The organism is Ruegeria sp. D1(2025), assembly GCF_056536425.1.
The window spans coordinates 60,247-83,856 of record NZ_JBQFPO010000013.1 but is presented as its reverse complement, the minus strand read 5'-3'; the positions used below and the strand labels follow the sequence as shown (position 1 = coordinate 83,856).

25 protein-coding genes are annotated in these 23,610 nt (G+C 54.6%); 19 read left to right on the top strand and 6 right to left on the bottom strand.

Translation table 11 applies throughout. From position 1 onward, the window contains the following. Window positions 1-86: 86 nt before the first annotated feature. From ACR1XU_RS20780 to ureG, 4 genes are read left to right on the top strand one after another with little or no spacing between them, the layout of a single operon-like run. Entirely contained in the window at window positions 87-311 is a 225-nt protein-coding gene (locus tag ACR1XU_RS20780) for a DUF1127 domain-containing protein (protein ID WP_170613839.1), read from the top strand. A 28-nt stretch (window positions 312-339) separates the two neighbouring features. Then, window positions 340-792 (top strand): urease accessory protein UreE, encoded by a 453-nt coding sequence (ureE, locus tag ACR1XU_RS20775; protein ID WP_480909319.1) that lies wholly within the window; start codon window positions 340-342, stop codon window positions 790-792. After that, window positions 758-1,429, top strand: coding sequence for an urease accessory protein UreF (locus ACR1XU_RS20770; RefSeq protein ID WP_480909316.1), 672 nt, complete (start codon window positions 758-760; stop codon window positions 1,427-1,429). The genes ureE and ACR1XU_RS20770 overlap by 35 nt, the downstream gene beginning before the upstream one ends. Beyond that, the gene (gene ureG, locus ACR1XU_RS20765; RefSeq protein WP_170613833.1) at window positions 1,426-2,055 is read left to right on the top strand and encodes an urease accessory protein UreG; all 630 of its coding nucleotides are present in this window, start codon (window positions 1,426-1,428) and stop codon (window positions 2,053-2,055) included. Before ACR1XU_RS20770 ends, ureG begins: the two co-directional genes overlap by 4 nt. Window positions 2,056-2,562: 507 nt before the next feature. Here ureG and ACR1XU_RS20760 read toward each other — a convergent pair. Then, window positions 2,563-3,195: a tyrosine-type recombinase/integrase gene (locus ACR1XU_RS20760; RefSeq protein WP_480909313.1), complete on the bottom strand. Its 633-nt coding sequence runs from the start codon at window positions 3,193-3,195 to the stop codon at window positions 2,563-2,565. 205 nt (window positions 3,196-3,400) lie between these two features. Here ACR1XU_RS20760 and ACR1XU_RS20755 point away from each other — a divergent pair, with 205 nt between their 5' ends. From ACR1XU_RS20755 to ACR1XU_RS20730, 6 genes are all read left to right on the top strand, one after another. After that, window positions 3,401-4,180 (top strand): methyltransferase domain-containing protein, encoded by a 780-nt coding sequence (locus ACR1XU_RS20755; RefSeq protein ID WP_480909311.1) that lies wholly within the window; start codon window positions 3,401-3,403, stop codon window positions 4,178-4,180. Window positions 4,181-4,357: 177 nt separating this feature from the next. After that, entirely contained in the window at window positions 4,358-4,975 is a 618-nt protein-coding gene (locus ACR1XU_RS20750) for a GFA family protein (protein WP_480909309.1), read from the top strand. A 53-nt stretch (window positions 4,976-5,028) separates the two neighbouring features. After that, entirely contained in the window at window positions 5,029-6,288 is a 1,260-nt protein-coding gene (gntH, locus tag ACR1XU_RS20745) for a guanitoxin biosynthesis MBL fold metallo-hydrolase GntH (protein WP_480909307.1), read from the top strand. 785 nt (window positions 6,289-7,073) lie between these two features. After that, on the top strand, window positions 7,074-7,202 hold the full coding sequence (locus ACR1XU_RS20740) for a hypothetical protein (RefSeq protein WP_480909304.1): 129 nt from the start codon (window positions 7,074-7,076) through the stop codon (window positions 7,200-7,202). A gap of 171 nt (window positions 7,203-7,373) precedes the next feature. After that, window positions 7,374-7,628 carry a Na+/H+ antiporter NhaC family protein gene (locus tag ACR1XU_RS20735; RefSeq protein WP_480909301.1) on the top strand — a complete coding sequence of 85 codons (255 nt, stop codon included), beginning with the start codon at window positions 7,374-7,376 and terminating at the stop codon, window positions 7,626-7,628. A 340-nt stretch (window positions 7,629-7,968) separates the two neighbouring features. Then, window positions 7,969-8,985 (top strand): GlxA family transcriptional regulator, encoded by a 1,017-nt coding sequence (locus tag ACR1XU_RS20730; RefSeq protein WP_480909299.1) that lies wholly within the window; start codon window positions 7,969-7,971, stop codon window positions 8,983-8,985. A 166-nt stretch (window positions 8,986-9,151) separates the two neighbouring features. On the opposite strand, the gene ACR1XU_RS20725 is transcribed toward ACR1XU_RS20730, so the two are convergent. Next, on the bottom strand, window positions 9,152-10,195 hold the full coding sequence (locus ACR1XU_RS20725) for a PLP-dependent cysteine synthase family protein (protein ID WP_480909296.1): 1,044 nt from the start codon (window positions 10,193-10,195) through the stop codon (window positions 9,152-9,154). Between the two features lie 87 nt (window positions 10,196-10,282). Further along, on the bottom strand, window positions 10,283-10,993 hold the full coding sequence (locus ACR1XU_RS20720) for a glutathione S-transferase family protein (RefSeq protein ID WP_480915658.1): 711 nt from the start codon (window positions 10,991-10,993) through the stop codon (window positions 10,283-10,285). 131 nt (window positions 10,994-11,124) lie between these two features. Between ACR1XU_RS20720 and sigZ the strand changes: the two genes are divergently transcribed. After that, on the top strand, window positions 11,125-11,682 hold the full coding sequence (gene sigZ / locus ACR1XU_RS20715; protein WP_480915657.1) for an RNA polymerase sigma factor SigZ: 558 nt from the start codon (window positions 11,125-11,127) through the stop codon (window positions 11,680-11,682). Between the two features lie 145 nt (window positions 11,683-11,827). On the opposite strand, the gene ACR1XU_RS20710 is transcribed toward sigZ, so the two are convergent. From ACR1XU_RS20710 to ACR1XU_RS20700, 3 genes are read right to left on the bottom strand one after another with little or no spacing between them, the layout of a single operon-like run. Next, the gene (locus ACR1XU_RS20710) at window positions 11,828-12,835 is read right to left on the bottom strand and encodes an ABC transporter substrate-binding protein (RefSeq protein ID WP_480909681.1); all 1,008 of its coding nucleotides are present in this window, start codon (window positions 12,833-12,835) and stop codon (window positions 11,828-11,830) included. Next, entirely contained in the window at window positions 12,814-14,163 is a 1,350-nt protein-coding gene (locus tag ACR1XU_RS20705) for a sensor histidine kinase (RefSeq protein WP_480915659.1), read from the bottom strand. Before ACR1XU_RS20705 ends, ACR1XU_RS20710 begins: the two co-directional genes overlap by 22 nt. Then, window positions 14,156-14,824, bottom strand: coding sequence for a response regulator transcription factor (locus ACR1XU_RS20700; RefSeq protein ID WP_480909648.1), 669 nt, complete (start codon window positions 14,822-14,824; stop codon window positions 14,156-14,158). The genes ACR1XU_RS20705 and ACR1XU_RS20700 overlap by 8 nt, the downstream gene beginning before the upstream one ends. 108 nt (window positions 14,825-14,932) lie before the next feature. On the opposite strand from ACR1XU_RS20700, the gene ACR1XU_RS20695 reads away from it, so the two are divergent. The 8 genes from ACR1XU_RS20695 (at window position 14,933) to ACR1XU_RS20660 (ending at window position 23,609) form a co-directional block, all read left to right on the top strand. Then, window positions 14,933-15,916, top strand: a complete 984-nt coding sequence (locus ACR1XU_RS20695; RefSeq protein WP_480909651.1) for a tripartite tricarboxylate transporter substrate binding protein — start codon at window positions 14,933-14,935, stop codon at window positions 15,914-15,916. Between the two features lie 76 nt (window positions 15,917-15,992). Beyond that, window positions 15,993-16,484, top strand: a complete 492-nt coding sequence (locus ACR1XU_RS20690) for a tripartite tricarboxylate transporter TctB family protein (RefSeq protein ID WP_170613886.1) — start codon at window positions 15,993-15,995, stop codon at window positions 16,482-16,484. 1 nt (window position 16,485) lies between these two features. Beyond that, complete coding sequence (locus tag ACR1XU_RS20685; protein WP_170613887.1) at window positions 16,486-18,009, top strand: tripartite tricarboxylate transporter permease; 1,524 nt, start codon at window positions 16,486-16,488, stop codon at window positions 18,007-18,009. Between the two features lie 500 nt (window positions 18,010-18,509). Then, on the top strand, window positions 18,510-19,460 hold the full coding sequence (locus ACR1XU_RS20680) for a tripartite tricarboxylate transporter substrate binding protein (RefSeq protein ID WP_170613888.1): 951 nt from the start codon (window positions 18,510-18,512) through the stop codon (window positions 19,458-19,460). Between the two features lie 69 nt (window positions 19,461-19,529). Then, window positions 19,530-20,015, top strand: a complete 486-nt coding sequence (locus ACR1XU_RS20675) for a tripartite tricarboxylate transporter TctB family protein (protein ID WP_170613889.1) — start codon at window positions 19,530-19,532, stop codon at window positions 20,013-20,015. A gap of 5 nt (window positions 20,016-20,020) precedes the next feature. Continuing rightward, window positions 20,021-21,520, top strand: a complete 1,500-nt coding sequence (locus ACR1XU_RS20670) for a tripartite tricarboxylate transporter permease (protein WP_170808133.1) — start codon at window positions 20,021-20,023, stop codon at window positions 21,518-21,520. Between the two features lie 2 nt (window positions 21,521-21,522). Continuing rightward, window positions 21,523-22,698, top strand: coding sequence for an L-rhamnonate dehydratase (locus ACR1XU_RS20665; protein WP_480908411.1), 1,176 nt, complete (start codon window positions 21,523-21,525; stop codon window positions 22,696-22,698). Beyond that, window positions 22,695-23,609 (top strand): dihydrodipicolinate synthase family protein, encoded by a 915-nt coding sequence (locus tag ACR1XU_RS20660; RefSeq protein ID WP_480908413.1) that lies wholly within the window; start codon window positions 22,695-22,697, stop codon window positions 23,607-23,609. Before ACR1XU_RS20665 ends, ACR1XU_RS20660 begins: the two co-directional genes overlap by 4 nt. Window position 23,610: the final 1 nt, after the last annotated feature.

The following is a 23,610-nucleotide window of genomic DNA, read 5'->3' as shown; positions in this document are numbered from 1 at the left end:
TGAAATGACCAAACACGCTCTTCTAAATGAGGCCACTATGACAAATATTAAATCCAATGGGAGGACCAACATTTACGAGGGTCCAAATGGCACACTCAACAGCACAAACACACGCACGCTTTTCGCTGCCAAATTTGATCGCATCCATCGGATCGTCAATCTACTCGGCCCTGATCAGCGTGGCCGAAGCTCAATCACGCGTCCGGCAAGTCGAATTCCTGCAATCACTGAGCGACGAAGAGTTGAAAAAGCGCGGCCTGGCGCGCGAACGGATCGTGCATCGGGTATTTTCGGACTCAATCTGGCTCTGACCATTCCCCCTGCAGAGGAGGCGACGGTATGACCGCCCTGCTCTGTATTGCACGTAAGTATTCGGATCACACGCATAGCGATCCAGCAGACTGTCTGTCATTAACCTATGACGACCGCTTTTTGCGGCGCAAGGTTTTGACCTGCGAAAGTGGCGAACAGATTCTCATCGATCTGGCACAAACGACTTCGTTGAACCACGGTGGCGCTTTGGTTCTGGATGACGGTCGCGAAGTGGAAATACAGGCTGCACCCGAAGCGTTGCTGGAGGTTAAAGCCCCGGACCTGAAGCGCATTGCTTGGCATATCGGCAATCGCCACACGCCCTGCCAAATCGAAAAGGATCGGCTTCTGATTCAGGTCGATCATGTGATCCGAGATATGCTTCTGAAAATCGGAGCCTCGGTTCGGGAGGTTCACGAACCGTTCACCCCCGAAGGTGGGGCCTATGGCCACGGCAGGACTCATGGCCACGCCCACTGACGCTGATATCCTTACGCTAACCCAGTGGTTGTCTCCGGCATATCCCGTAGGGGGCTTTGCCTATTCTCATGGGCTGGAAGCTGCAATTGACGAGGGAGCTGTCTCCAGTTCACAAGATACCCAAGCCTGGGTTTCACATGCGCTGGAATATGGATCTGGATGGAATGACGCTCTGTTCGTAGTGTCCGCATACAACGCTCAGGATAAAGATGAACTTATCAGTGTCGATGCCAAAGCGCGGGCCATCTGCGCGTCATCTGAAAGAAAAATGGAAACCGAATTGCTGGGACAAGCATTCGGGACGGTCACAGGAGACGTCTGGGAACTAGATATCCAACAATATGCCTATCCAGTTTCAGTAGGCCACGCCGCACGTCTGCAGGGCCTCCCCATGTTACTGGCGACAAAGATGTATTTACAAGCATTTGCAAGCAACTTGGTCGCCTGCGCAACGCGCCTAGTGCCGCTGGGCCAAACCGATTCTCAGAGACTGATACGTAACTTGACACCGCTATGCGCTCATATCGCCGAAAAAGCGCAAATGGCAGGCTTAGAAGAACTGAGTTCGACTGCGTTCCTGACGGACATAGCGTCGATGAAACACGAAACACAGTATTCAAGGATATTCCGTACATGAACAATATGAACGGCCCTCTTCGCGTTGGCATCGGTGGTCCGGTTGGAGCCGGAAAGACCACTTTGACTGCTGCCTTATCTGAAGCTCTGCGCGACGTCTGTTCGGTGAGTGTCATCACCAATGACATTTATACTCAGGAGGACGCTGAAGCATTGATGCGTATGCAAATTCTTCCCCAAGATAGAATTATCGGCGTCGAAACCGGCGGTTGTCCACATACAGCGATCCGCGAGGATGCATCGATCAACCTAGCAGCGGTCGCTGAAATGCAGGAACGCCATCCCGATCTCGATATTGTTCTTATCGAAAGCGGCGGCGACAACCTGTCGGCTACTTTCAGCCCGGAGCTCGCGGACCTCACAATCTATGTGATTGACGTCGCCGCTGGTGAGGAAATCCCACGAAAGGGCGGACCGGCCATAACAAAATCCGACATCCTGGTCATAAACAAAACGGATCTGGCGCCGCATGTTGGCGCTTCACTGGAGGTCATGGAAAGAGACGCAGCCAGAATGCGCAAAGGACGGCCTTTTTTGTTTTCGTCCCTTCGTCACAAAAAAGGGGTTGCCGCAATTGTTGACCTCTTGGTGAAGCGGGGTGGGTTAACAATTTCAGAAGCGAATTAGCACCCAGAACGAAAATGCCAAATTGTCGGCACCTGAAGTCGATTGGAGAGGCCGAAAGTACAGTCTTTCATTTCCTCGTTCGTCTGGACGTTATCTTTTTTCTTCACCTAGCTGTTGTCTGTACAGGAAGAGCAATAAGCTCAGCCATACAACTACACACAACCAAGCCATTTTTCGAGGCCGGTTTTTTGCGCGCTCTGCGAGTTTCACCCTCCGATATTTCTCCGCTGAGGGGCACGCACGGCGCGAAATTGCGACGCCCGCTTTTCGCTCTCGAAGAGGACGTTCGCCGAAATATTCTAGAGTGACTGCTTACTTCCCGCAAGCATTCACATGGCAATGATGACAACCCAGCTACTGACCTGAGCCCCGGCGATCCGGGCGAGAAATTCAACTCAATCAACGACGGTGGCGCTCGTCTCGGCTCGGAAGTCCAGTGGAAGGTCAGCACTGATGCGACAATTGCCAGTCACGAAAAGCGGGCGACTCTTGCCGCCCGCCCAATCTTCACACGTCGATCTTTTCTGCGATACTCAGCGCGTCTTCCAGTTCAACGCCAAGATATCGAACTGTGCTGTCGATCTTGGTGTGGCCAAGCAAGAGCTGCACCGTGCGTAGACTGCCTGCTTTCCGGTAGATCAGTGCCGCTTGGGTGCGTCTTAGTGAATGCGTGCCGTAATCGCTTGGCTCCAAACCAATCGCCGACACCCAATCGCGGACCAGACGCGCGTACTGTCGCCTTGATATATGCGGCCTTTCGTGGAAGCGGCTTGGGAAAAGGAAAGTGGATCCAAGCATCTCCGGGCGACATACCCAGGTCCAGATGGACTGGCGGGTGTTTTCCGAAACCTCGAATTGGGCTGGCCGCTTTGTTTTGCTCTGGACAACTGTCACGCGTTCGCGGACACGATCACCAATAACAAGATCGGCAACGTTCAAGCGAACCAGATCGCAGCCTCGCAGCTTGCTATCGATCGCAAGATTGAAGAGTGCCAAGTCCCTGAGATTGTCTGAGAGTTCAAGCCGGACGCGGATGGCCCAGACCTGCTTCGCGAGAAGCGGGCGTTTTTGGCCTATAAGGCGACCTTTATTCCACGGCGGGCGTTTCGGTGTGATGGCAGGAAGTTGAAAAATGGACATCAATTGTCCTCCATCCTTCCTTCCCTCTCCATGCACCGACACCGTGTCGACCAACTGAATCTATCAAGGGGCCAAATGGCAGGTTTCATCAGCATATCCAACGTTCGTGAGCAGCGCAGCGTATGACCGCAGAGAGCCCAAGGCAGACTTTCATGCACCGATGTGATAATGCCATTGCATTGGTTAAAGCGACTGAGAACACTTCATGCTTGAATTCGATGCAGAAACCACCCGGCTTCTGGATAGCGTGTACCAAGGCGCTGATGTCACAAGACGGCGTCAGGGGTCCTTTGATGCCCTTAGGCCCGGTCCAGGTGAAACGATCCTTGACGTTGGCTGCGGCAACGGGCTTCTGACCCTAGAGCTTGCCCGGGCAGTGGGGGCTAGCGGTCGTATTATTGGCGTGGACCCAAGTGAAGACATGCGTCAGTCGGCTCAACAACGGTGCCAAGGCCAAAGCTGTGTTGAGTTTGCTGCCGGTTCAGCAGACAACCTACCGATTTCGTCCAATACGATCGACAAGGCTGTTTCGGTGCAGGTCTTTGAGTACTTGGACGATGTTCCATCGGCTTTGTCTGAAATTCATCGCGCTCTCAAACCCGGCGGAATACTCGTCATCGGCGATATTCACTTTGACAGTCTGATTTGGCACAGCGACGCACCGGACAGAATGGAGCGAATGGTCAAGGCCTGGGATCATCATTTCGCCGAACGCCGCGTTCCGGCCCTTTTGTCACCATTGCTGAGGGAGGCTGGCTTCTCGGTGGAAAGTGTCACGCCAATCACAATTTGTGATACGCAACTGAAGCCCGATGGGCTGGCGAATATGATGATCACCTTGATGCGCGGATTTGCCGAAGCCAAGAAACTTGTTCCAGTGGAGGAAGCCAGGAATTGGGCGGAAGAGCAACGTTTGCTGGCAGACAGTGGACGTTTTTTCTTTTCGCTAACCCACTTTGTTGTGACGGCTCGAAAAGCGGTTTGAAGAACGCACCAGAAAGGTTGCTCAACGAAACAAAGGTCCGCTTAGCTGTCGTTGCGCACATTTTCTTGTAACCGAAATCGTCAGGTGGCCGCTTGGAGTAAATAGCGGACCCTGAACTCAGACGCACTCTGCTTATGATACGTCTAGAACACCCATCTCAAAGACGGTCTGCGTCCTATGCTTCCGAAGGTATGGAGGACGGTCGAAATGGCAACGAGTGGGTTTTGTCTTGGTAAGAGAACAAGCTTGGTCTACGGGGGTGATCAAACATGGGCATGCTATTGCCACTGCGATGACTGCAGTCGGAATTGTGCCGCGCCGGTGGTCGCATGGTTCGGTGTGCCAATAGATAACTTTGAGTGGACCGGTGACAAACCCCACACCTATGAAAGTTCCAATGGCGTTTTCAGGCACTTTTGCGGGACGAGCGGGTCACCCATTGGATTTGAAGCCGATCACTATCTGGGTGGCATGCACCTCTACGCTGCGTCGCTCGAAAACCCGGGGGATTTCAAACCGACATTTCACGTCAACAAGCAAAGCAAATTGCCTTGGCTACAAATGACCGATGATCTCGACGCGTTTGAAGGCACATTGCTATACACCTCAAACGATCCGGACGGGTGTCAGCAAATAGGTAAACCACCTGGTTTTCCAAGTGGCAGCTTTGGTCCGCGTTGCAGTCGTACACACCGAGCCCAAAGCAGCAACAAAATCAAAAGAAATCCATGCCGCAAATCCGGCAATTTCTTGAAACCTTGCCAGACGCATTCAAAATCTGCGATCCTATTATGAATCGGCTTCAGACTGTTGAAAATTCCAGTTGACCCTGATCGGAGGCAATTGCAATGGCTTTTTCCGCGCAAAATAAAAACTGTATTTTGGCGTTCATATCTACGGTTTTTTTGGCTTCGGCAAACACTGTGGTCGCGCAGAGCAATGATCCATCCCAATGGTCGAGGACCGAGCCGTTTCCTAACCAAACTGTTTATTATCCGGGAACCGAGTCTCTTGGTCCTGACGAAATGCGAGTTGTTGCCTGTGGAACCGGTATGCCTCAGCCGCGCCTAAAGCAAGCTGCGGCATGTTTCTTAGTTGAATTGGGTAATGGCGAAAAGTTCATCTTCGACATGGGAGAGGGATCCTATGAACGGATCATGGCGCTTGGGATTCCACTGGATCAGCTGGATAAAGTCTTCTTGGGCCACCTGCACCTAGATCACGCTGGTGATTTTCCGGCCTTTTACTTCACCGGCCCCGTAAACAACCGCCTAACGCCTGTTCGTCTTTGGGGACCCGAAGGCATCAAACCTGAGTGGGGAACAAAGTCTTGGGCCGATCACATGAAGAAAATGTGGGCATGGGAAGAAGCGACTCGTGGGGCCGCGGTCGATCCCCGAGGGTTACAACTTGAGGTCAACGAATTCGATTGGAAAATCGTAAATAACGTCATTTTTGACGAAAACGGTGTTCAGGTCAGAACCCTGCCGGCCATACATGGTGAACAAGCAGTGAGTTTTCTGCTTGAATGGAACGGACTAAAATTTGCTTTTTCGTCTGATACGCTTCCAACACGATGGTGGAGAGAGCATGCGGCGGGTGCGGACCTTGCAATCCATGAGTGCTTTACCCCTCCCGAATTCATGATCGAGAAATATGGGTTTGCGCCTTCCGAAGCAATTTTTGTGGGCTCTCAGGGGCACACTTCCGCACAAGCATTCGGTAAGATCATGTCTGAAACTGAACCAAGATTGGCGGTTTGTTACCACTTCCAAAACGATCATGACATTGCGCTGTCTGTCTATTCAGCAATACGAGAGACATATGACGGGCCATTGGACTTGGCGGCGGACTTCATGACCTGGAACGTAACCAAAGATAGTATTCGTACTCGCCAAGGAGTGCCCAACGAAGAGTCTTTCCCGGCACCAGTGCAAATGCCCAAGCAACCGCCTGACTCAGCTGCAGAGTTCCCGTTCTCCGAATTTGATCTCGAGAGCATGGACCGCGAAGCGGCCAAAGCTACAAACGAAATGATCAGAGCATTCAACGAACGCACAGGAAATGACGAAGTCGGAGCCTATACCAGCATTCCCTTCCAAGAGTGAATAAGGCGTCCGAGCACCCCAAGAACAGGAAGCTCCAAGGTCGGCTTTCTGCGCATTTCTGAAGTCCTGTGGCCGGGATGCAGCTCGGAAGCGAATTGGAGCTTAGTCCGCAAAAGGGTCATTCTCGGTGCAGTGCATTAATGACGACTCTGCGGACAAACTTGCCGTTCGTTTCCTGAGCCACGAGGCCCGCTTTAGAATGAATACGGCCCCTCGGCAGCGTCTAGCGAAACAACGGTCCATATACCGCTCTTTCCGGTCTCAAGAACGGCACTTCCCCGGGGCATTCAGTCTCTTACCGGCAACCATAACAGTTTCGATATGTTGGCTATATTGGCAGACCTAAGGAGCGTCACAATGATGGCGGAACTGAGCCTCCCGGAACAGATTTCCAGTTCGTTGAGTGCAATCTTAGCCTTGACCGGATTCGAACCACTCACACCTGTTTCTGCAGATGATCTGTCTTTGAGTTTTTGTTGAGTTGTCTTGGACGGTTTGCGATTGGTGCCATATTAATATTCGAAACCAAGGGTGGGCCAACTTCCGCGTGTTGGAAACGCCAATGCGGCGCTGGGTCGTGCGGAAATTGGCAGATTAGGACGTTGCCTGAAGATCTGTATTTCGGCAGTGAAGCTCAAAGCGCTCAAATGAACCCTGTCGCTTCTTCGGACATATCCCACAGTTTTGTCATGACTGTCTTTTCATTAGCGTAGGAATGCATCATGCCTGCGCAAGTGCCCCAACGAACTCCAATATTCCGGTAGGACCATATAGCGCTCGCGCTCGTGATCTATTTTGTCGTCGGCTTCACTCTGATCGATACGTCTCAGGTTTCGTTAGAGCTTATTCACGCAATCACGATCGCGCTGGATGATGCGTTCCGGCTGTTCTGGTCATTATACTGGCCGTCATGAAACAACCTCCAATCTCGTCGCTGTTTGCTGGACTGTTGCGGGCGGCTCCATGGCCATTTTTTTCAGGCGGCCGGACTGCTTGAAGCGTTCACTTTCGGCAAGAACGGCTATTTTATCAATGCCGGGTTTCCTGAGATTGATCTCGTTTTGAACCGCAGCGGCATTCAGTCGATGATATGGACAATCTCATTGGTGCTGGTGGCCCTGGGTTTCGGCAGAGCGCTTGAACGCGTGAGTTGCCTTAAAGCCATCATCAAAGTGGTCCTTTCAAAGGAAAAGACCTTCGCCGGTGTTCCGACCTCGGCGGTCCTGAGATCCGTTGCCACCAATACCGTTACGGGTGATCCATATTTGTCAATCGCACTGCCGGGGCGAATGTATGCGCCGGTCTGTCGCGCCATGGGCTGTTCCCCGTTGAAATTGTAACGTGGCCTTGAGAAAGGTGGACATTGGTTTCTCCGCTGATCCCTTTGAATGCGGGCGGTGCGTTCGTTAGCGCGGCGCTTGGCTTGGGTATCGCAGACGGCAATTTCGTAAACCTGCTGTATATTCCGCTCGCATTTGCTTGCTTGCTGGCCGTCGCCAGTCATTGGTATCATTTACGCCATGACGGGCTCTTCTGACCCAGAGCGAGCAACGATGGGATACGGTCCAGGGAGGAAGGCGGTTAACCTGTTGCGCAGATGATCACCTGACCGTCCTGCACCAAAACTCAATGCGTATTGGTGCCTTCCATCCGTCCTGATCCAAGCTGGGAGCAGCGAAAATGAACCCAAGAAACTTTGTCCCAAAGGGCGCCGCCAGCTATCGTATAGAGTATGATGGGTCGGCCAGAGAAATCTATTTCCTGCTGCTGCCAAAGCTGACCATGCTGGCCTTTAGCGCTGCGGTGGAACCCCTGAGGATCGCCAATCAGGTTACAAACAAGGAACTGTATAGGTGGTTTCTGATCACGGAGGACGGAAGGCCGGTTTCTTGTTCGAACGGGATAGAGATTACGCCGGATTCTGCCTTGCATAATCTACCGAGATCCTCGCGACTGCTTGTGTGTTCGGGAATTGAACCGGCGGAAAGTACGAACCCGAAAGTTCTGGCGTGGATCAGGCGTCAGAGAACCTTTGGGTGTAATCTGGGTGGTATTTGCACAGGAGCTTTTGCCCTTGCAAAAGCCGGGGTTCTGGGGGGCAGACGGTTCACATTGCATTGGGAGAACCATCCTGCATTTGCCGAACATTTTTTTAATTTGGAACCGTCGGCAAACCTGTACGAGATCGACGATGAGCTTATGACATGTGGTGGTGGCAATGCCGCTACCGACATGATGCTGGACATGATCGAATCCGATTTTGGAAACGAACTGGCGGTCATCGTGTCAGACATGTGCATCCACTTTCGGTCCAACAATAGTAAAACGCTTCAGAAATCAGCCTTCTCGGTGGCATTGGGCAGTCGCAACCAGCACCTGATCAACGCCATGCAGATCATGCAGGCAAACCTGGAAGATCCGTTGGATATCTCTGAAATAGCCGAAGCCGTGCAGATATCTCGTCGCCAGCTTGAGCGTCTTTTCCAAAAATATGTCGAAACTTCACCTGTTCAGTTTTACATCGAACTGCGCGTTTCGCGGGCTTACGCATTGCTCAGCGAAACTGAGATGACGGTTGCCGAAATCGCGGCCGCGACAGGTTTTGGCAGCGCGACACAGCTTACGGTGCGGTTCAAAAAACGCTACGGCGAGGCGCCAACGTCATTCAGAAGGGGGTGGTCGGACAGGCGTGCATGATTGGCGTCTGGCCGGGGTTTGAATTCTTGGCTTCTGGATTTTTGACACAGGTTCGGTACGGCCAGCCAGGGTCCGCTTTGGGTCCGCGCATTGAAACAACGGACGCATAGCCTTGGTTTACAGTGTATAAAGTCGATCAGTGAGGCATTGTTGAACAGCCCCGGCCTCAGTTTGGTTCACCGGCCAGTTCCTGGGCGAAGGGCTGGACATCTCCGATATGTGCTTTGACCCAATCTGGATCGTAATACGTATCCAGATACCGATCTCCGCTGTCGCACAGCAGGGTGACGATCGAGCCGTTCCGGCCGGCGTCCATCATCTCGTTTGCAATCTGCAACGCACCCCAAAGGTTGGTTCCCGTCGACGCGCCGGCGCGTCTTCCGATCCGCTTTTCCAGCCAGAGCATCGTGGCGACACTTGCTGCGTCCGGCACTTTGATCATGCGGTCGATGATATCTGGTTGAAATGAGCGCTCGACCTTGGGTCGACCAATGCCCTCGATCCGGCTGGAGGTTTCAGACGTCAGGCTTCGGTCTCCCGTCAGGTAGCTGTCGTAGAACACAGAGTTCTCCGGATCGACGACGGTCAGGGCGGTATCATACCCTTTATAGCGAATGAAACGACCAAGCGTGGCCGACGTCCCGCCGGTGCCCGCGCTCATCACCAGCATCGCAGGCACTGGATGAGGTTCACATTCCATCTGACGGTAGATGCTTTCCGCTATGTTGTTGTTGCCGCGCCAATCGGTGGCCCGTTCTGCATAAGTGAACTGATCCATGAAGTAGCCGCCAATGGACCTGGCAAGTTCAACCGATGCGCCGTGCATTTCCGGTGCAGAGTCTACGAAATGCGTTTGGCCCCCAAAAAACTCGATCATTCTGATCTTGCTGTGCGCGGTGCTTCTCGGGATTACAGCGATGAAGGGAACGCCGATCATACGCGCGAAGTAGGCCTCGGACACCGCCGTGCTGCCGGATGACGCCTCGACGATCGTTGTGCCTTCTTTGATTTTGCCGTTGCACAAGGCGTAGAGGAACAGGGATCGGGCCAGCCGATGTTTGAGACTGCCCGTCGGATGTGTGCTTTCGTCCTTCAGGTAGATATCCACGCCTTCCAGATGCGGAACCGGCAGTTTGAACAGGTGTGTATCCGCCGACCTGTGTGCATCTGCATTGATCTTTGCGATAGCGCCCGCGACCCAACAGTTCATTTCACCCTCATGTCCGCAGTTTTATCCTGTTCGATTATGCGCCCGCCCATTTGCAGATGGCAAATGGGCAGGGTCCGACGCGTCATGTTATCCACAGCACGCAACCGATTTGGTTTGTGTTGGTTCGCAAGGGACTTCGTTCGGATTGGCCCCACGTCCCAGCCAGGTCCGTTCGGCCAGATAGAAGTCAGAAAACTTCTGGTGAAAGTCTTCAGGCACAGAATTCGAAGGAACTCCGCTGGTCAAAAGCGCTTGCTGCCAGGCCTTTACTTTCGGGAAATCCGAGAGCATGTCGTAACCGCTGTGCTCCTCAACAATTGCCGCGCGATGCAGCAGAGGGAGCCAGGCGATATCCACGTTCCCAATCGTGTCGCCCGAGAAATACTGTCTTTGACCCAACTGGCGCTCGGCCTTTTCGAAGGATTTTCTGAGTTTCGCCATGCGTTCGTCCAAAACCTCTTTGTTGGCGCTTTGCATCGTGCTGCATTGAACCAGATAATGTTTGGTTGCCTGATAGCTCCAGGCCCGATTGGTCGCGCGCTGCTCGGGCGTCAAGTTCTCCTGGAGTGGTGGCGTGATCTCGTCGATGTACTCGACGATTGCATCGGATTCGAACAATGACTGGCCGTTTTCGGTGATCAATACAGGAACCTGGCCGGTGGGTGAGATATCGAGAAACCACGCGGGCTTGTTCTTCAGGTCGATGTACTCAATATCATAGAGAACCTGCTTGGCCTCGAGCATCGCGGTGACGCGCTGAACGAACGGGCAGATCTTGAAACTGACGATCTTGATCATGGGTGAAGTCCTTTCTGGTTGATCCGACCTGTAAGACGACCAGCGATGCAAAAAGACGAACCTATTGGGAAAATACCTTCCAACAAGTTGATCTTGAGTGATATTTTTTGGCGGTGATGGGGTGGCTACGGATGGCGCAAGCGAAACCGGATCTCGAGAATGTTTGGTCAGAATACCGGGCCAGCCTGTTTGCATTCCTTCGCTCAAAAGTACCGAACGAAGAAGATGCAGAAGATCTGCTTCAAGTGATCCTGCTGAAAGCGCACCAGGGCATAAGCGGTCCAAATGAGGTCAAAAGCCTGAAATCGTGGCTGTTTCAGATTGCGAGCAACACGATCACTGACTTTTATCGAAGCAGAGGGCGGCACAAATCTGTTCATCCGGATGACCTTTGGTACGGCGATCTGGATGAAAATGACCAGCATGTGCTGGAGAATTGTGTTGCACCATTCATAGATGCTCTGCCGCCCGAAATGGGCGAGCTGCTGCGCAGGATAGACTTGCAGGGCGTATCGCAAAAAGATCAAGCGGCCGAACTCGGTGTCAGCTACTCAACATTGAAGTCCCAGGTGCAGGCCAGCCGTCGTCAACTGCGCAAACTTTTCGAGAATTGCTGTGATTTCTCTCTGGATCAAAAGGGCAACATTGTTGGCTATGAACGCAAAGTGGGAAACTGTGGCCCGTGTTGAACCATCACCGCGAAGCGTCCTTGAAGAGGAATAAGTGCACGAAATGCTGCGCATCTTTCGAAGTCTGGCAGGAGCCCAAATAGATCAGACCCTTAAGATCGACCAATGTTCGGACACAGGAAAAACTGACCACCGCCAAGCGATCTTATTTGTGTATCAGCGCATTTTCCCATTCTGAAAGAAACTTGTTTCGCTTCAGGGTATCCAGAAATGTCATCAAGGCTGGTTCAAGCGCAATAGTTGCGTGTTCCGTGCCGTTCTTTCTTTCCTGAAGCGGCGGCAGAGTACGCGCTCCGTCCATGGGGTTGGATTGATACTTCAGAACAAACTCGATGAACCGCCGGGCTGTTGCCGGTTCACCGGATGCCCTTGAAACCAACGCTGTCCGCATCATTGTTGTCGGGTAGTCAGAGGGCAGCACAATTTCAAGGATGTCCTGGCTTTCGGCACGCGCTTCGGCGTAGCTGCCAAGCACATTGTAGGCGACCGCAATTTTTCGGTTGGTAAGGTCGTCGATCATCTCGCCCGAACAACAATAAAGCCGGGCATCAAGCCCGCCCATCACTTCCATCAACCTCCAGAACGTTTCGGACGCCCGCGCGTCCTGCGTCGCAAAAAGATAGCCCAAACCGGATTGGCGAACGTCGTAGGTTCCAATGCGGCCTCTGAATATGTCTGGGTGCGCACGCAGCGTCTCGATCAGCTCCTGCCGGGATTGCGGGATTGGGAGCCCTTTGAAGGCGGCGCGGTTGATGACAATGGCCGCTGGTTCAGAGGTGAAGGCAAATAGGCTTTGCCGCCATTGCGCCCAGGCCGGATGTGAAAGGTCCTCCAGAGCTAGGGCGTAGCCATCGTTTGTGAGTTTCAACTGCAAATCCATGGCGCTGGAAATGGCAATATCGAAAGCCTCGGGCTCCTCACGAAAACGCCGGTCGATATCGGCTGTTCCGGTGACCAGGTATTCGATGGCCACGTCCGGATTGCTGGCGACGAAGGCTTCGATCAGTGGCGCGAACAGGTCCGTGTCTGTGCTTGAAATTACACGCAGGGACGTGGTCGCCTGGGTTTCGTTGAAGATCTGCCGATCTTCCCAGTCCTGCGCCCATCCGACTTGGCACAGCCAGATCAAACCTAAAGCGATAAGGTTACGCACGCGCCACCCTCCGGTCGGTTTTTCAGAATTAGCTGGCCGCCATGGACCGATGCGACATCCCGCGCGATCGTCAGTCCTAGTCCTGAGCCGATGGTATTCGAGGCATTTGCTCCACGCTGAAAACGCGTGGTCAGAGTTTCGATTTCATGAGATGGAAAACCGGGCCCGTGGTCGCACACCGTGATCCGGGGGGTCGGTTTGCTCGAAACCGTGATCTCGATCTCACTTTCGACAGGTCCGTATTTCATCGCATTGTCAATTAAGTTTCGCACAGCGCTTTGGATCAAAATCGCGTCCCCGGCATAACGAACGTGCGCGTCCCCTACCAAAGAAAGAGAAAGATCTTTCATTTCCACGATGGGCGTCAGGCGCAAAACCAGATCGCGCACAAGTTCGACAAGGTCGATCTCGTGCCGTTCCAGATGATCGGCCCGGAATGTGATCATCGCATGATCCAGAAGCTGACCTGCCGCACGAGAACTTTCGTCGATGGCCTTCACCATCGACCGCATGGCTTCGCGATTTTCCTCTTTTTCAACACGCTGCAACGTGGCTTCCGCGTAGGAACGGACGGTTGCAAGTGGCGTGCGGACTCGGTGCGCAGCCTCTGCGATGAAGTCCTCGGACTGGCTTAGGGACTGGTCCAGCCGTCCCATCAGCGAGTTGAGCGACTTGACCAGTGGCGCCATTTCCCGTGGCACTGGTTTGGCGAACGGGCTCAGGTCCTGCGGCCCCCGTCGCGCGACGGATGTCGTCAGCTTGCCAAGCTGGCCAATTGTGGTCGACGTCGCCCAAAATGAAAGTCCAGCAGCCAGCCCAAAAAAACCGATACCGAGAAGGGCAGCATTTCGTGAAATCTGATCGAGTGTTTCGGAAAGAGCGTCTTGCGTTTGCGCAAGGACAATCTGGATTTCTGTTCGTCGGTTCGCCCCGATCAAGGTGCGGCTTGCGCTGATTTTCCGGACGTCTGAACCGCGAATTTTGTCGGATTGAAATGTCTGGTCATCGGCAAATGTCAGGTCCTCGTAGCCCGACAGGAATTGGCCGTCCTGCAGGATTGCATAAAACACGCGGTCGTCGGCCGGAGTGCTTAGCATCGAAAACGCCGAGTAAGGCAGGTCAAGCTCGACCATGCCATCCCGAATTGTGGCGGCGTCCAGCATCGACGTGACCGAAGCGTCAAGGATGTTGTCCTGACCCTGTTGCGCCACCTGCACCGCAAAGTTTCGGACGGCGAAAAACAAGACCAGTGCGAGAACCGCAGCGCCTCCGATCAGGGTCAGCACCAACCGATTTCTGAGCGATCCTGATACCGCGACGCTATCCATCTTGGTCCAATCGGTAGCCAAGGCCACGCAATGTGGTGATCCTCAACTTCGAGGCTGACAAATGTTTGCGAAGGCGTCCAATGTAAACCTCGATCGCGTTTTCCGAAACGTCCTCATCGTAGGAAAACAACCGATCGGACAGCTTGTTCTTGGAAAAGATCTGGCCGGGTGCGTTGAGAAACAGTTCAAGAAGGCGCAGTTCGCGATTGCGCATTGTAACGGCCTCACCCCCGACAGTCAGGTGGCCTGCGACCGGGTCGAAAACGACGCCACCGATCTCGATCGTGGTTCTTGCATTGCCGGACCTGCGACGCAGGACGGCGCGGATACGGGCCTCCAACTCTGCGTGATCAAAGGGTTTGGTGACATAATCATCAGCGCCCAGATCAAGCGAACCGATTCGATCCGACACCTGGCTTCGGGCGGTCAGGACGATCACCGGAGTGTCCAAATCACTGGCGCGATGCTTCTCAAGGAACGTGCGGCCATCGCCATCAGGCAACATGATATCGAGCAGGATAAGATCGTATTCCCCGGTCGCAACAAAGGCCGAGGCGTCTTCAAGTTTCTCTGCATGATCAATGACATGACCATCTATTCGCATGCGTGATGCGATGGCATTGGCAAGGTCAAGATTGTCTTCGACAAGAAGGAACTTCATTGCGCTCTGGAACGATTTTTTCTGCGTGACAGGTCTGTGTCAGGTTGGTGTGCTTTCTCCAACATCAACTGATCCGTAGTGCGGACGGTTGTCAATTGGGAGGACATTATGTCGAATTTCGAACTGGGCCGTCGGGCCCTTCTTGCGGCTGTTGCGGCGTTTGGTCTTGTCGGCTCGGCGGCCGCTGATGGTCACCAGGTCGTGGACAGCATCCACTTTCTGATCCCCGGCGGAGCCGGCGGCGGCTGGGATGGCACGGCGCGCGGAACTGGTGAAGCGCTGACCAAGTCGGGTCTTGTTGGCACTGCCAGCTACGAGAACATGTCAGGTGGCGGTGGTGGCAAAGCCATCGGTTATCTGATCGAAAACGCGGCCAGCAATCACGGCACGCTGATGGTGAACTCAACGCCTATCGTGATCCGTTCATTGACTGGTGTCTTCCCGCAAAGCTTCCGCGATCTGACACTGGTTGCCGGAACTATCGGTGACTACGCGGCGCTGGTTGTTCCTGCGGACAGCGACATTCAAGACGTCAATGGCTTGATCGAGGCGTTCAACGCCGATCCCGCGGGCGTTGCCGTAGGTGGTGGTTCGGTCCCGGGCGGGATGGATCATCTGGTTGCCGCGATGGTGTTCCAGGCGGCGGGCGCCGACCCGGTCGCGATGAAGTATGTCCCATATGACGGCGGCGGTGCGACGATGGCGGGTTTGCTGTCTGGCGAAGTACAGGCGGTTTCAACCGGCTTTTCCGAAGCCGTGGAACTGGCCAAGGCCGGAGAGGTCCGTATCATCGGAGTGACGTCCTCGGATCGCGTGGATGCGTACCCGGATGCACCGACCATGGTCGAGCAAGGCAACGACACAACGTTTGTCAACTGGCGTGGGTTCTTCGCGGCACCGGGTCTGCCCGCCGAACAATTGGCGGCCTATCAGGAGGCCATCGCCAAAATGTACGACACGGCTGAGTGGGAAGAAGTTCGTTCGCGCAACGGTTGGGTGAACATTCACAACCCCGGCGACGATTTCCAGACCTTCCTGGAAAATCAAGAGAAGGTTATCGGCGATCTGATGCGGCAGCTTGGCTTCCTCTGATCACGCTAATTCGCTTCCAAACACAAATGCGCCCGGGAATGCCCGGGCGTGGTACCGATAAAAGAGGGAGAGGTCGATGGTGATTGATCGCTGGATAGCGCTTGTCATCCTGATGCTATGTCTTGCCTATGGCTACGCGGCTTATTTCACAATGGACGATCTGCTGCCGCCGATCATGAAACAGCGGCCGCTCTGGCCGTCGACTTTTCCCAAGGTTCTTGCCGCAGGTGGAATATTGCTGTCACTGGCTATTCTGCTCGGCTTCGAGAAAGCCCCGGCGAAAGAGGAAGCCGCGGATATCAACCTGTCCCGATTGGGCGAGTACAAAGTTGGGCAAGCGCTGTCTCTGTTAGGCCTCATGGTTGCATATGCTTTTTTGCTCCGCCCGCTCGGGTTCCTGGCGGCCACGTTCCTGTTTCTTACTTGCGGTAACTTCATTCTGGGGGAACGCCGCTATGTCCTGATGGCTGTGGTAGCGGCCATCGCGGCAGGCAGTATCTGGTATCTGGTTGATGTGGTCCTGGGCATTTTCCTCAGCCCGATGCCATCACTTCTGAACGGAGTTTGAGATGCTCGAAGGATTAATGACGGGCCTTTCAACGGCTTTTACATTCACCAACATTCTAATGGTTGTCGGCGGTTGCCTGATCGGAACATTCATCGGCATGTTGCCGGGCCTGGGCCCGATGTCGATCATCGCAATCATGATCCCGGTCGCAATCACCATCGGTGATCCCTCGGCGGCACTGATCCTGCTGGCCGGTGTCTATTATGGCGCGGTATTCGGGGGCTCGACCTCATCGATACTGATCAATGCGCCCGGGGTTGCCTCAACCGTGGCCACGAGCTTTGACGGCTACCCCATGACGCGCCAGGGCAAAGCTGGCAAAGCGTTAACGGTCGCCGCAATTTCAAGCTTTGCGGGTGGTACGATTGGCGCGGTCCTGTTGATGATCTTCGCCCCTGCGCTGGCTTCAGTCGCGCTTCTGTTCCACTCATCCGAATACTTCGCCCTGATGGTTGTGGGGCTTTCGGCCATCGCGGCTTTTGCCGGAACCGGGCAGGTCAGCAAGGCGCTGTTGATGACGTTTCTCGGCCTGATCATGGCCACCGTAGGAGAAGGTGTCTTGTTCAATTCACCGCGTTTCACGATGGGCATCATGGATTTGCAGTCGGGCTTTGGCTTCATAACTCTGGCCATGGCGATGTTCGCGTTGCCCGAGGCGATCTATCTGGTGCTTGATCCGAACCGATCCAAGACGGGTGATGGCGAAAAGGCCGGCGAGATCAAGGACCTTAGGATCACACGCGACGAGGCGCGCAGGATTACCCCGGTCATCGGACGTCAATCCCTTCAGGGGTTCTTCATCGGAGTGCTGCCCGGGGCCGGGGCGACGATCGCCTCTTTCCTCGGTTACGCCGTCGAGCGCAATATCGCGTCCAAAGAAGAGCAGGAGCAATTTGGCAAAGGTTCCGTCAAGGGGATCGCCGCACCCGAAAGTGCCAACAACGCCGCGTGTACGGGGTCGTTTGTTCCGCTCCTGACGCTCGGCATTCCCGGGTCTGGTACGACGGCGATCCTTCTCGGTGCGTTGATTGCCCTGAACGTGTCGCCCGGTCCGCGCCTCATGGTTGACGAACCGCAGATCTTTTGGGCGGTCATTATCTCGATGTATCTGGGCAATCTGGTTCTGTTGATCCTGAACCTTCCGCTTATTCCCTACATCGCCAAGATTCTGGCCGTACCGCGCAACTTCCTTATACCGTTCATTCTGTTCTTCACCCTCATGGGTGCCTATATCGGGCAGAACAACGCGACCGAACTGCTTATTCTGGTCGGTTTTGGTGTTTGCGCCACGTTGCTGAGGTTTGCCGACTACCCGCTTGCACCCCTGCTGATCGGGTTCATCCTTGGCCCGCTGCTGGAGAACAACTTCTCGCGCGCGATGCAACTGTATGACGGAGTAAGCTTTATCTGGGAACGTCCAATGACTTTGGGACTGCTGGTGCTGGCCGTCGTATTGGTCGTCCTTCCCAGCTATCGCCAGCGCCGAGCGCTTGCACGGGCAGAAGGCGTCGCCGATGGTGACTGATTGTTTTTGTCGATGAAGGTTCAAGAGACTGGATGAACAGACCGTTGTGCTTTCAGTTGCCAAACAGCGAAAGCTGATGTTCTTGGGGTTCGGTGAAAAGATCGCAAAGTCCATATGTCAGTCCCTGAGGGGCTGCTGGCAAGCGTCCGCGTGTCCGAAGCGGCCATTCATTTTCACGCTTCAAACATTTGGAAAGCGCTGATGGCAGAAGTTTGCTGTGCGCGCGTTGCTGGCCTCACTTATACATAGACTTTCGCTCAATTCTTGCAAAAGCCTTTGGAATTGCTGCGCTGTTCAAAGCCAGCCTTGAGAACGGGTCGACCGCTCATCTGAATACATGAGCGAAGCAACTTTGCTGTTTCCCGTACCTGCGTTTTCAGGCACGCATCCCCAAGAAAAAAATTTGGTATACCAAATTCCAAATACCTGATACGAAATCCGGGCGAGATTGCGAATCGGATCTGAGGAGGCCCGGTTCGAGAACTTAGGAGGATCGAAAAATGATGAAGTTTCTTGCCACCGTTTCGGTTGCAGCCATGACCCTGACCGGTACCATCGCCGCCGCTGATGAGTACCCATCCAAAACCATCGAGGTCGTGACCCATGCCGGAAACGGTGGTGGTACGGACGTCACCACTCGCATGATGATGCTGCGTGCCCGTCGCGAATTGGGCACCGACATGGTTGTCGTAAACAAGAAAGGTGGCGGCGGTGCAGTCGCCATGGACCACTACCTGACCGTCCCGGCGGATGGTTACACGATCCTGACCTTCACCATCGGTCACGCAGCGACAGTTGCAAAAGGCAAGACCAAGATGTCTCTGGACGATATCCGCCCGATCGCCCGCGGCACCGATGACCCGCAGATCCTGATGGTACGTTGCGGTGCATATGAGGATGCCGAAGCCTTTGTTGCAGCTCAGAAAGAAGCACCAATCAGTTATGGCACCACCCACCTGGGCAACATTGACGACGTATCGGCGTTCATGTTCACCAAGAAAGGCGGCATGCAGACCCCGAAAATTGTTCCCTTCGAAGGCGGTGGTGAACTGGCGACCCAACTGGTTGCAGGTGCGGTTGACGCGGCTGTTCTGAACCTGGCCGAAGCCGGATCTCAGATCGACGCAGGCGACGTTTGCCCCATCGTTGTTTTGGCCAACGAGCGTATGGCAGGTCTGCCAGATGTGAAAACCGCCAAGGAGATGGGCATTGATGTCAGTTTCTCGACGGTTCGCGGATTTGTTGTTCACGCCGACACGCCCGATGATGTTGCTGTCAAGATCGAGGATTCCCTGCTGAAGTCCATGAACCATGGCGTATACCAAGGCTTCCTGGAATCCGTCGGGTTGGACAGCACTTCGGTCGTGGGTTCCGATGAGTGGGGCAACCAGATCACCACTATGGTCACCGATATGGAATCCGCTCTGAAAGAATTGGGCTTTATCGAGTAATCTTAAGCATTTAGCGCGGCAGGTCAGGTGCTTGCCGCGCTAACTTCTCCAGCGGACGGGTACAAACTGATGCAAAAGTCCAATGACAATACCGGACATGGTCCAAAGGGTGGTTTCGCGCAGTTTGCTGTCCCGCTGGGGATCTTGGTGTTTTGCGCCTGGGCCTTCTGGCTGTCGACGCAATTCGAGCGCGTTCCGCCGATCCTGAAACGCGGCATGCAGCCCTCTGATTTCCCTCAGTTGGTTATCGGCCTGATCGTTCTACTGTCAGTCTGGTTGCTTTTTAAGGACCGTGATGAGGCACCTGCCAGGCTCTCGCGACTTGTGCAGTCCACAATCGGGTTGCTGATCGGTTTCCTGCTGATCGCCGAGATTGATCTCTTTCTGGGGTTGGGCCTGTTTGCCGTGTCGCTCGCGGCGCTGTGGGGTGAGCGGCGTGTCTGGGCACTTGTACTGGTCGGCATCATCGCGCCGCTGGCGGTGTTCTTCCTATTCAACGGCATATTCGAGGTCCGCTTCCCGCGCGGGATCCTCACCAACCTCTGGTACGGGTAAAGACAATGGATGCTGCTCTGAACGGCCTTTTGGCTCTTGCTGATCCCAACCTGCTGGCGTTGATATTTGCAGCGACACTGGGCGGGGTGTTGGTCGGCGCTCTCCCGGGATTGAATGCGACAACAGGTGTTGCGCTGCTTCTTCCCTTTACGATCACGATGGAGCCCATTCCGGCCATTGCGATCCTGACGACAATTTATTGCGCGGCGACTTTTGCCGGAGCGATCACCGCGATTCTCATCAATACGCCCGGGACGTCGGCCAGTGCCACCACTTGCTTGGACGGCTATCCCTTGGCGCAAAGGGGAGAGGCAGGCCGCGCGCTGGGGATGGCCGCTGTCTCCTCGACCATCGGTGGAATTATCTCGGTCGTGTGCCTGATGGCCGCTGCACCCTTGATGGCGCGGGCTGCGTATAACTTTGCACCGCCTGAATACTTTGCGCTGACAGTTTTCGGTCTGTCGATGCTGGCAACAATTGGAGATGGATCGCCGGTCAAGAACATCCTGTCCGGCGCGTTTGGCGTGCTGATCGCAACTGTCGGCATCGATCTGTTGACCTCGATCGAGCGTTTCACCTTCGGCCTGAACGAGCTGAGCGAAGGTATCCCATTCGTACCCGTCATGATCGGTGTGTTCGGCATCTCAGAACTGCTGGTCCAGGCCGATAACCTGCATGTGGAGCGCAAGCGCGTCATCATGAAGGCCATCCGCTTGCCATCGCGCGAAGACTATTCGCGGGTTTGGAAAACCATTTTGCGGTCGTCCGGTATTGGCACGTTCATCGGCATTCTGCCAGCTGAAGGTGCGACAGTAGCCTCGATGATCGGCTATAACGAGGCCAAGCGCTGGTCGAAGAGGCCTGAAGAGTTTGGCAACGGCTCTCTTGAAGGTATCGCTGGGTCCGAGGCCGCAAACAACTCGGCCACGGGTGGGGCGATGGTTCCGACTCTTGCGCTGGGGATTCCAGGCAGCCCGACGGCTGCTGTGATCCTCGCCGGTCTGATGGTGCATGGCCTGCGACCCGGCCCGACGATGTTTACCGAACAGGCCGACTTTGCCTTCGCAATCTTCTGGTCGATGATGCTGGTGAACATCTTGTTCTTCTTCATCGGACTGTGGGGTGCCAAGATCTTTGCCCGCGTCACGCTGATCCCGATCCAGATCTTGTGGCCTTGTGTCTTCATCTTCTCGATCGTGGGTGCCTATGCGCTGGAACAATCCATGCTGGATGTCTGGATCGCCATCGGCTCGGGGATACTGGGCTTCTTCATGCGCCGTTACGGTTTTTCCGTGGTGCCCATGGCCATCGGCCTGATCCTGGGCGGTATGCTGGAAACACGCCTCGGTCAGTCGATGGTGATGCTGGACGAAAAATGGTGGCTCATGCTGACCCGTCCGCTTACGCTCTTCTTCTTTGTTCTTACGGTCCTGGCTCTGTTTGGCCCGCTGCTGTGGGGACGCCTTTTCAAACAACGCTCGCCGCTTAAGTCGACCGGAGAATAACAATGACCAAGATCAAATCCGTCCGCACCCGGGTCTGGAATTGGAAAGGCAAGACCGTTCCACCGCAGGGTAATTTCTGCACCAACGCCAGCGACTTGTTGTGGGAAAAGGGCGATGCGATGTCCTCTTTCCGGTTTCACCAGTGGCTGACCTGCGAGATTGAAACCGAAGATGGCACAGTCGGCATCGGCAACGCTGCACTCGCGCCAGGTGTTGTGAAAAAGGCCATCGACGAATGGTTCGCGCCCATGGTGATCGGCGAAGACCCGTTCGACTTTGCCTACCTCTGGGAAAAGATGTACCGCCGCTCGCATGCATGGGGCCGTAAGGGTATTGGAATGACAGCGATTTCGGCCATCGACATCGCCATCTGGGACCTGATGGGCAAACTGGCGGGCAAGCCTGTGTTCAAGTTGCTGGGCGGCCGCACCAAGGAAAAGATACCGGTCTATTACTCGAAGCTCTATTCGGGGCCGATCGAAGCGATGCAGGCCGAGGCAGAAGAGGCCAGGAAGAACAATTATCAAGGCTACAAGATGCGGTTTGGCTGGGGCCCCAAGGACGGTATGACCGGCATGCGGGAAAACCTCAAACGCGTGGAAGCGGTGCGTGAAGTTATTGGCTATGACGTCGACCTGATGCTGGAATGCTATCAGGGCTGGAACGTCGATTACACCAAGCGGATGCTGCCCAAGCTTGCGAAGTACGAACCGCGCTGGCTGGAAGAACCGGTGATTGCCGACGATGTGGAAGGATACCGTGAACTGAATGCCATGAATATCGTGCCCATCTCGGGCGGGGAGCATGAATTTTCGCTCATCGGCTGCAAGGATCTGATCCAAAAGAAAGCCGTCAGTGTGCTGCAATATGACACGAACCGCGTGGGTGGCATCACGGCCGCGCAAAAGATCAACGCCGTCGCCGAAGCTTTCCAGGTTCCGGTCATCCCGCATGCAGGTCAGATGCACAATTATCACCTGACTATGGCCAATGCGAATTGCATGATCAGCGAATACTTCCCGGTCTTCGACGTCGAGGTCGGAAACGAGCTGTTCTATTACATCTTCGAAGGCGACCCGGATGCCGTGGATGGCTATCTGGATCTGGACGACAACAAGCCCGGCCTCGGGATCGAGATCTCGGACAAGCATCTGCATGACTTCGAGGTGAAGGAATGAACCGGAAATACGCAGGTATCTGGCCGGTTGCGCCAACACCGTTCAATGATGACGGGACGCTTGATCTCGAAGGTATGAAACGGGTGCTCGACTGCCTGATTGATCAAGGGGCGGATGGAATCTGCGTTCTGGCCAACTTTTCGGAGCAGTTTCTGATTTCGGATGCCGAACGCGAAGTACTGGCGCGGCTTTCGGTCGAACATATCGCGGGACGGGTTCCGGTCATCGTAACGATCAGCCACTATGCCACGCAGATAGCCGTTGAGCGCGCGCAATTCGCCAAGGATTTGGGGGCTGACATCGTAATGATGATGCCGCCATATCATGGTGCACTTCTGAAAGGCACACCCGAACAGAGCTTCGAGCAGTTCGCATCTGTTGGCGAGGTCGGCATTCCGATCATGGTGCAGGATGCACCACTTTCCGGTGTGGACCTGCCTGTGCCACTGCTGGTGCGAATGGCACAAGAGATTGAGGAAGTGAAGCTGTTCAAGATCGAATGCCCCCGTGCCGCCAACAAAATCCGTTCGCTGATAGAACAGGGTGGCGACGCAATCGAAGCGCCTTTTGATGGCGAAGAGGCCATCACCCTTCTGGCGGATTTGGATGCCGGTGCAACAGGTTCGATGACCTCGGGCATGATCGTGGATCAGATCAAACCGGTGCTGACCCGCCACCATGCCGGACGCATCGACGAAGCGACAGCCGCATATGGTCGAGTAGCCATGGCAATTAATCACGAAAACCGTCAATGCGGCTGGCAATCGTGCAAGGCCGCGATGGTCGAAGGCGGCGTAATCAAATCAGAATTTTGCCGCCACCCAATTCCGCCGTTGCATCCCGCCATCCGCTCGCGTCTGATCGACCTGCTGCGGCCGTTGGATCCTATGGTTTTGAGCTGGGGGAAGTGAT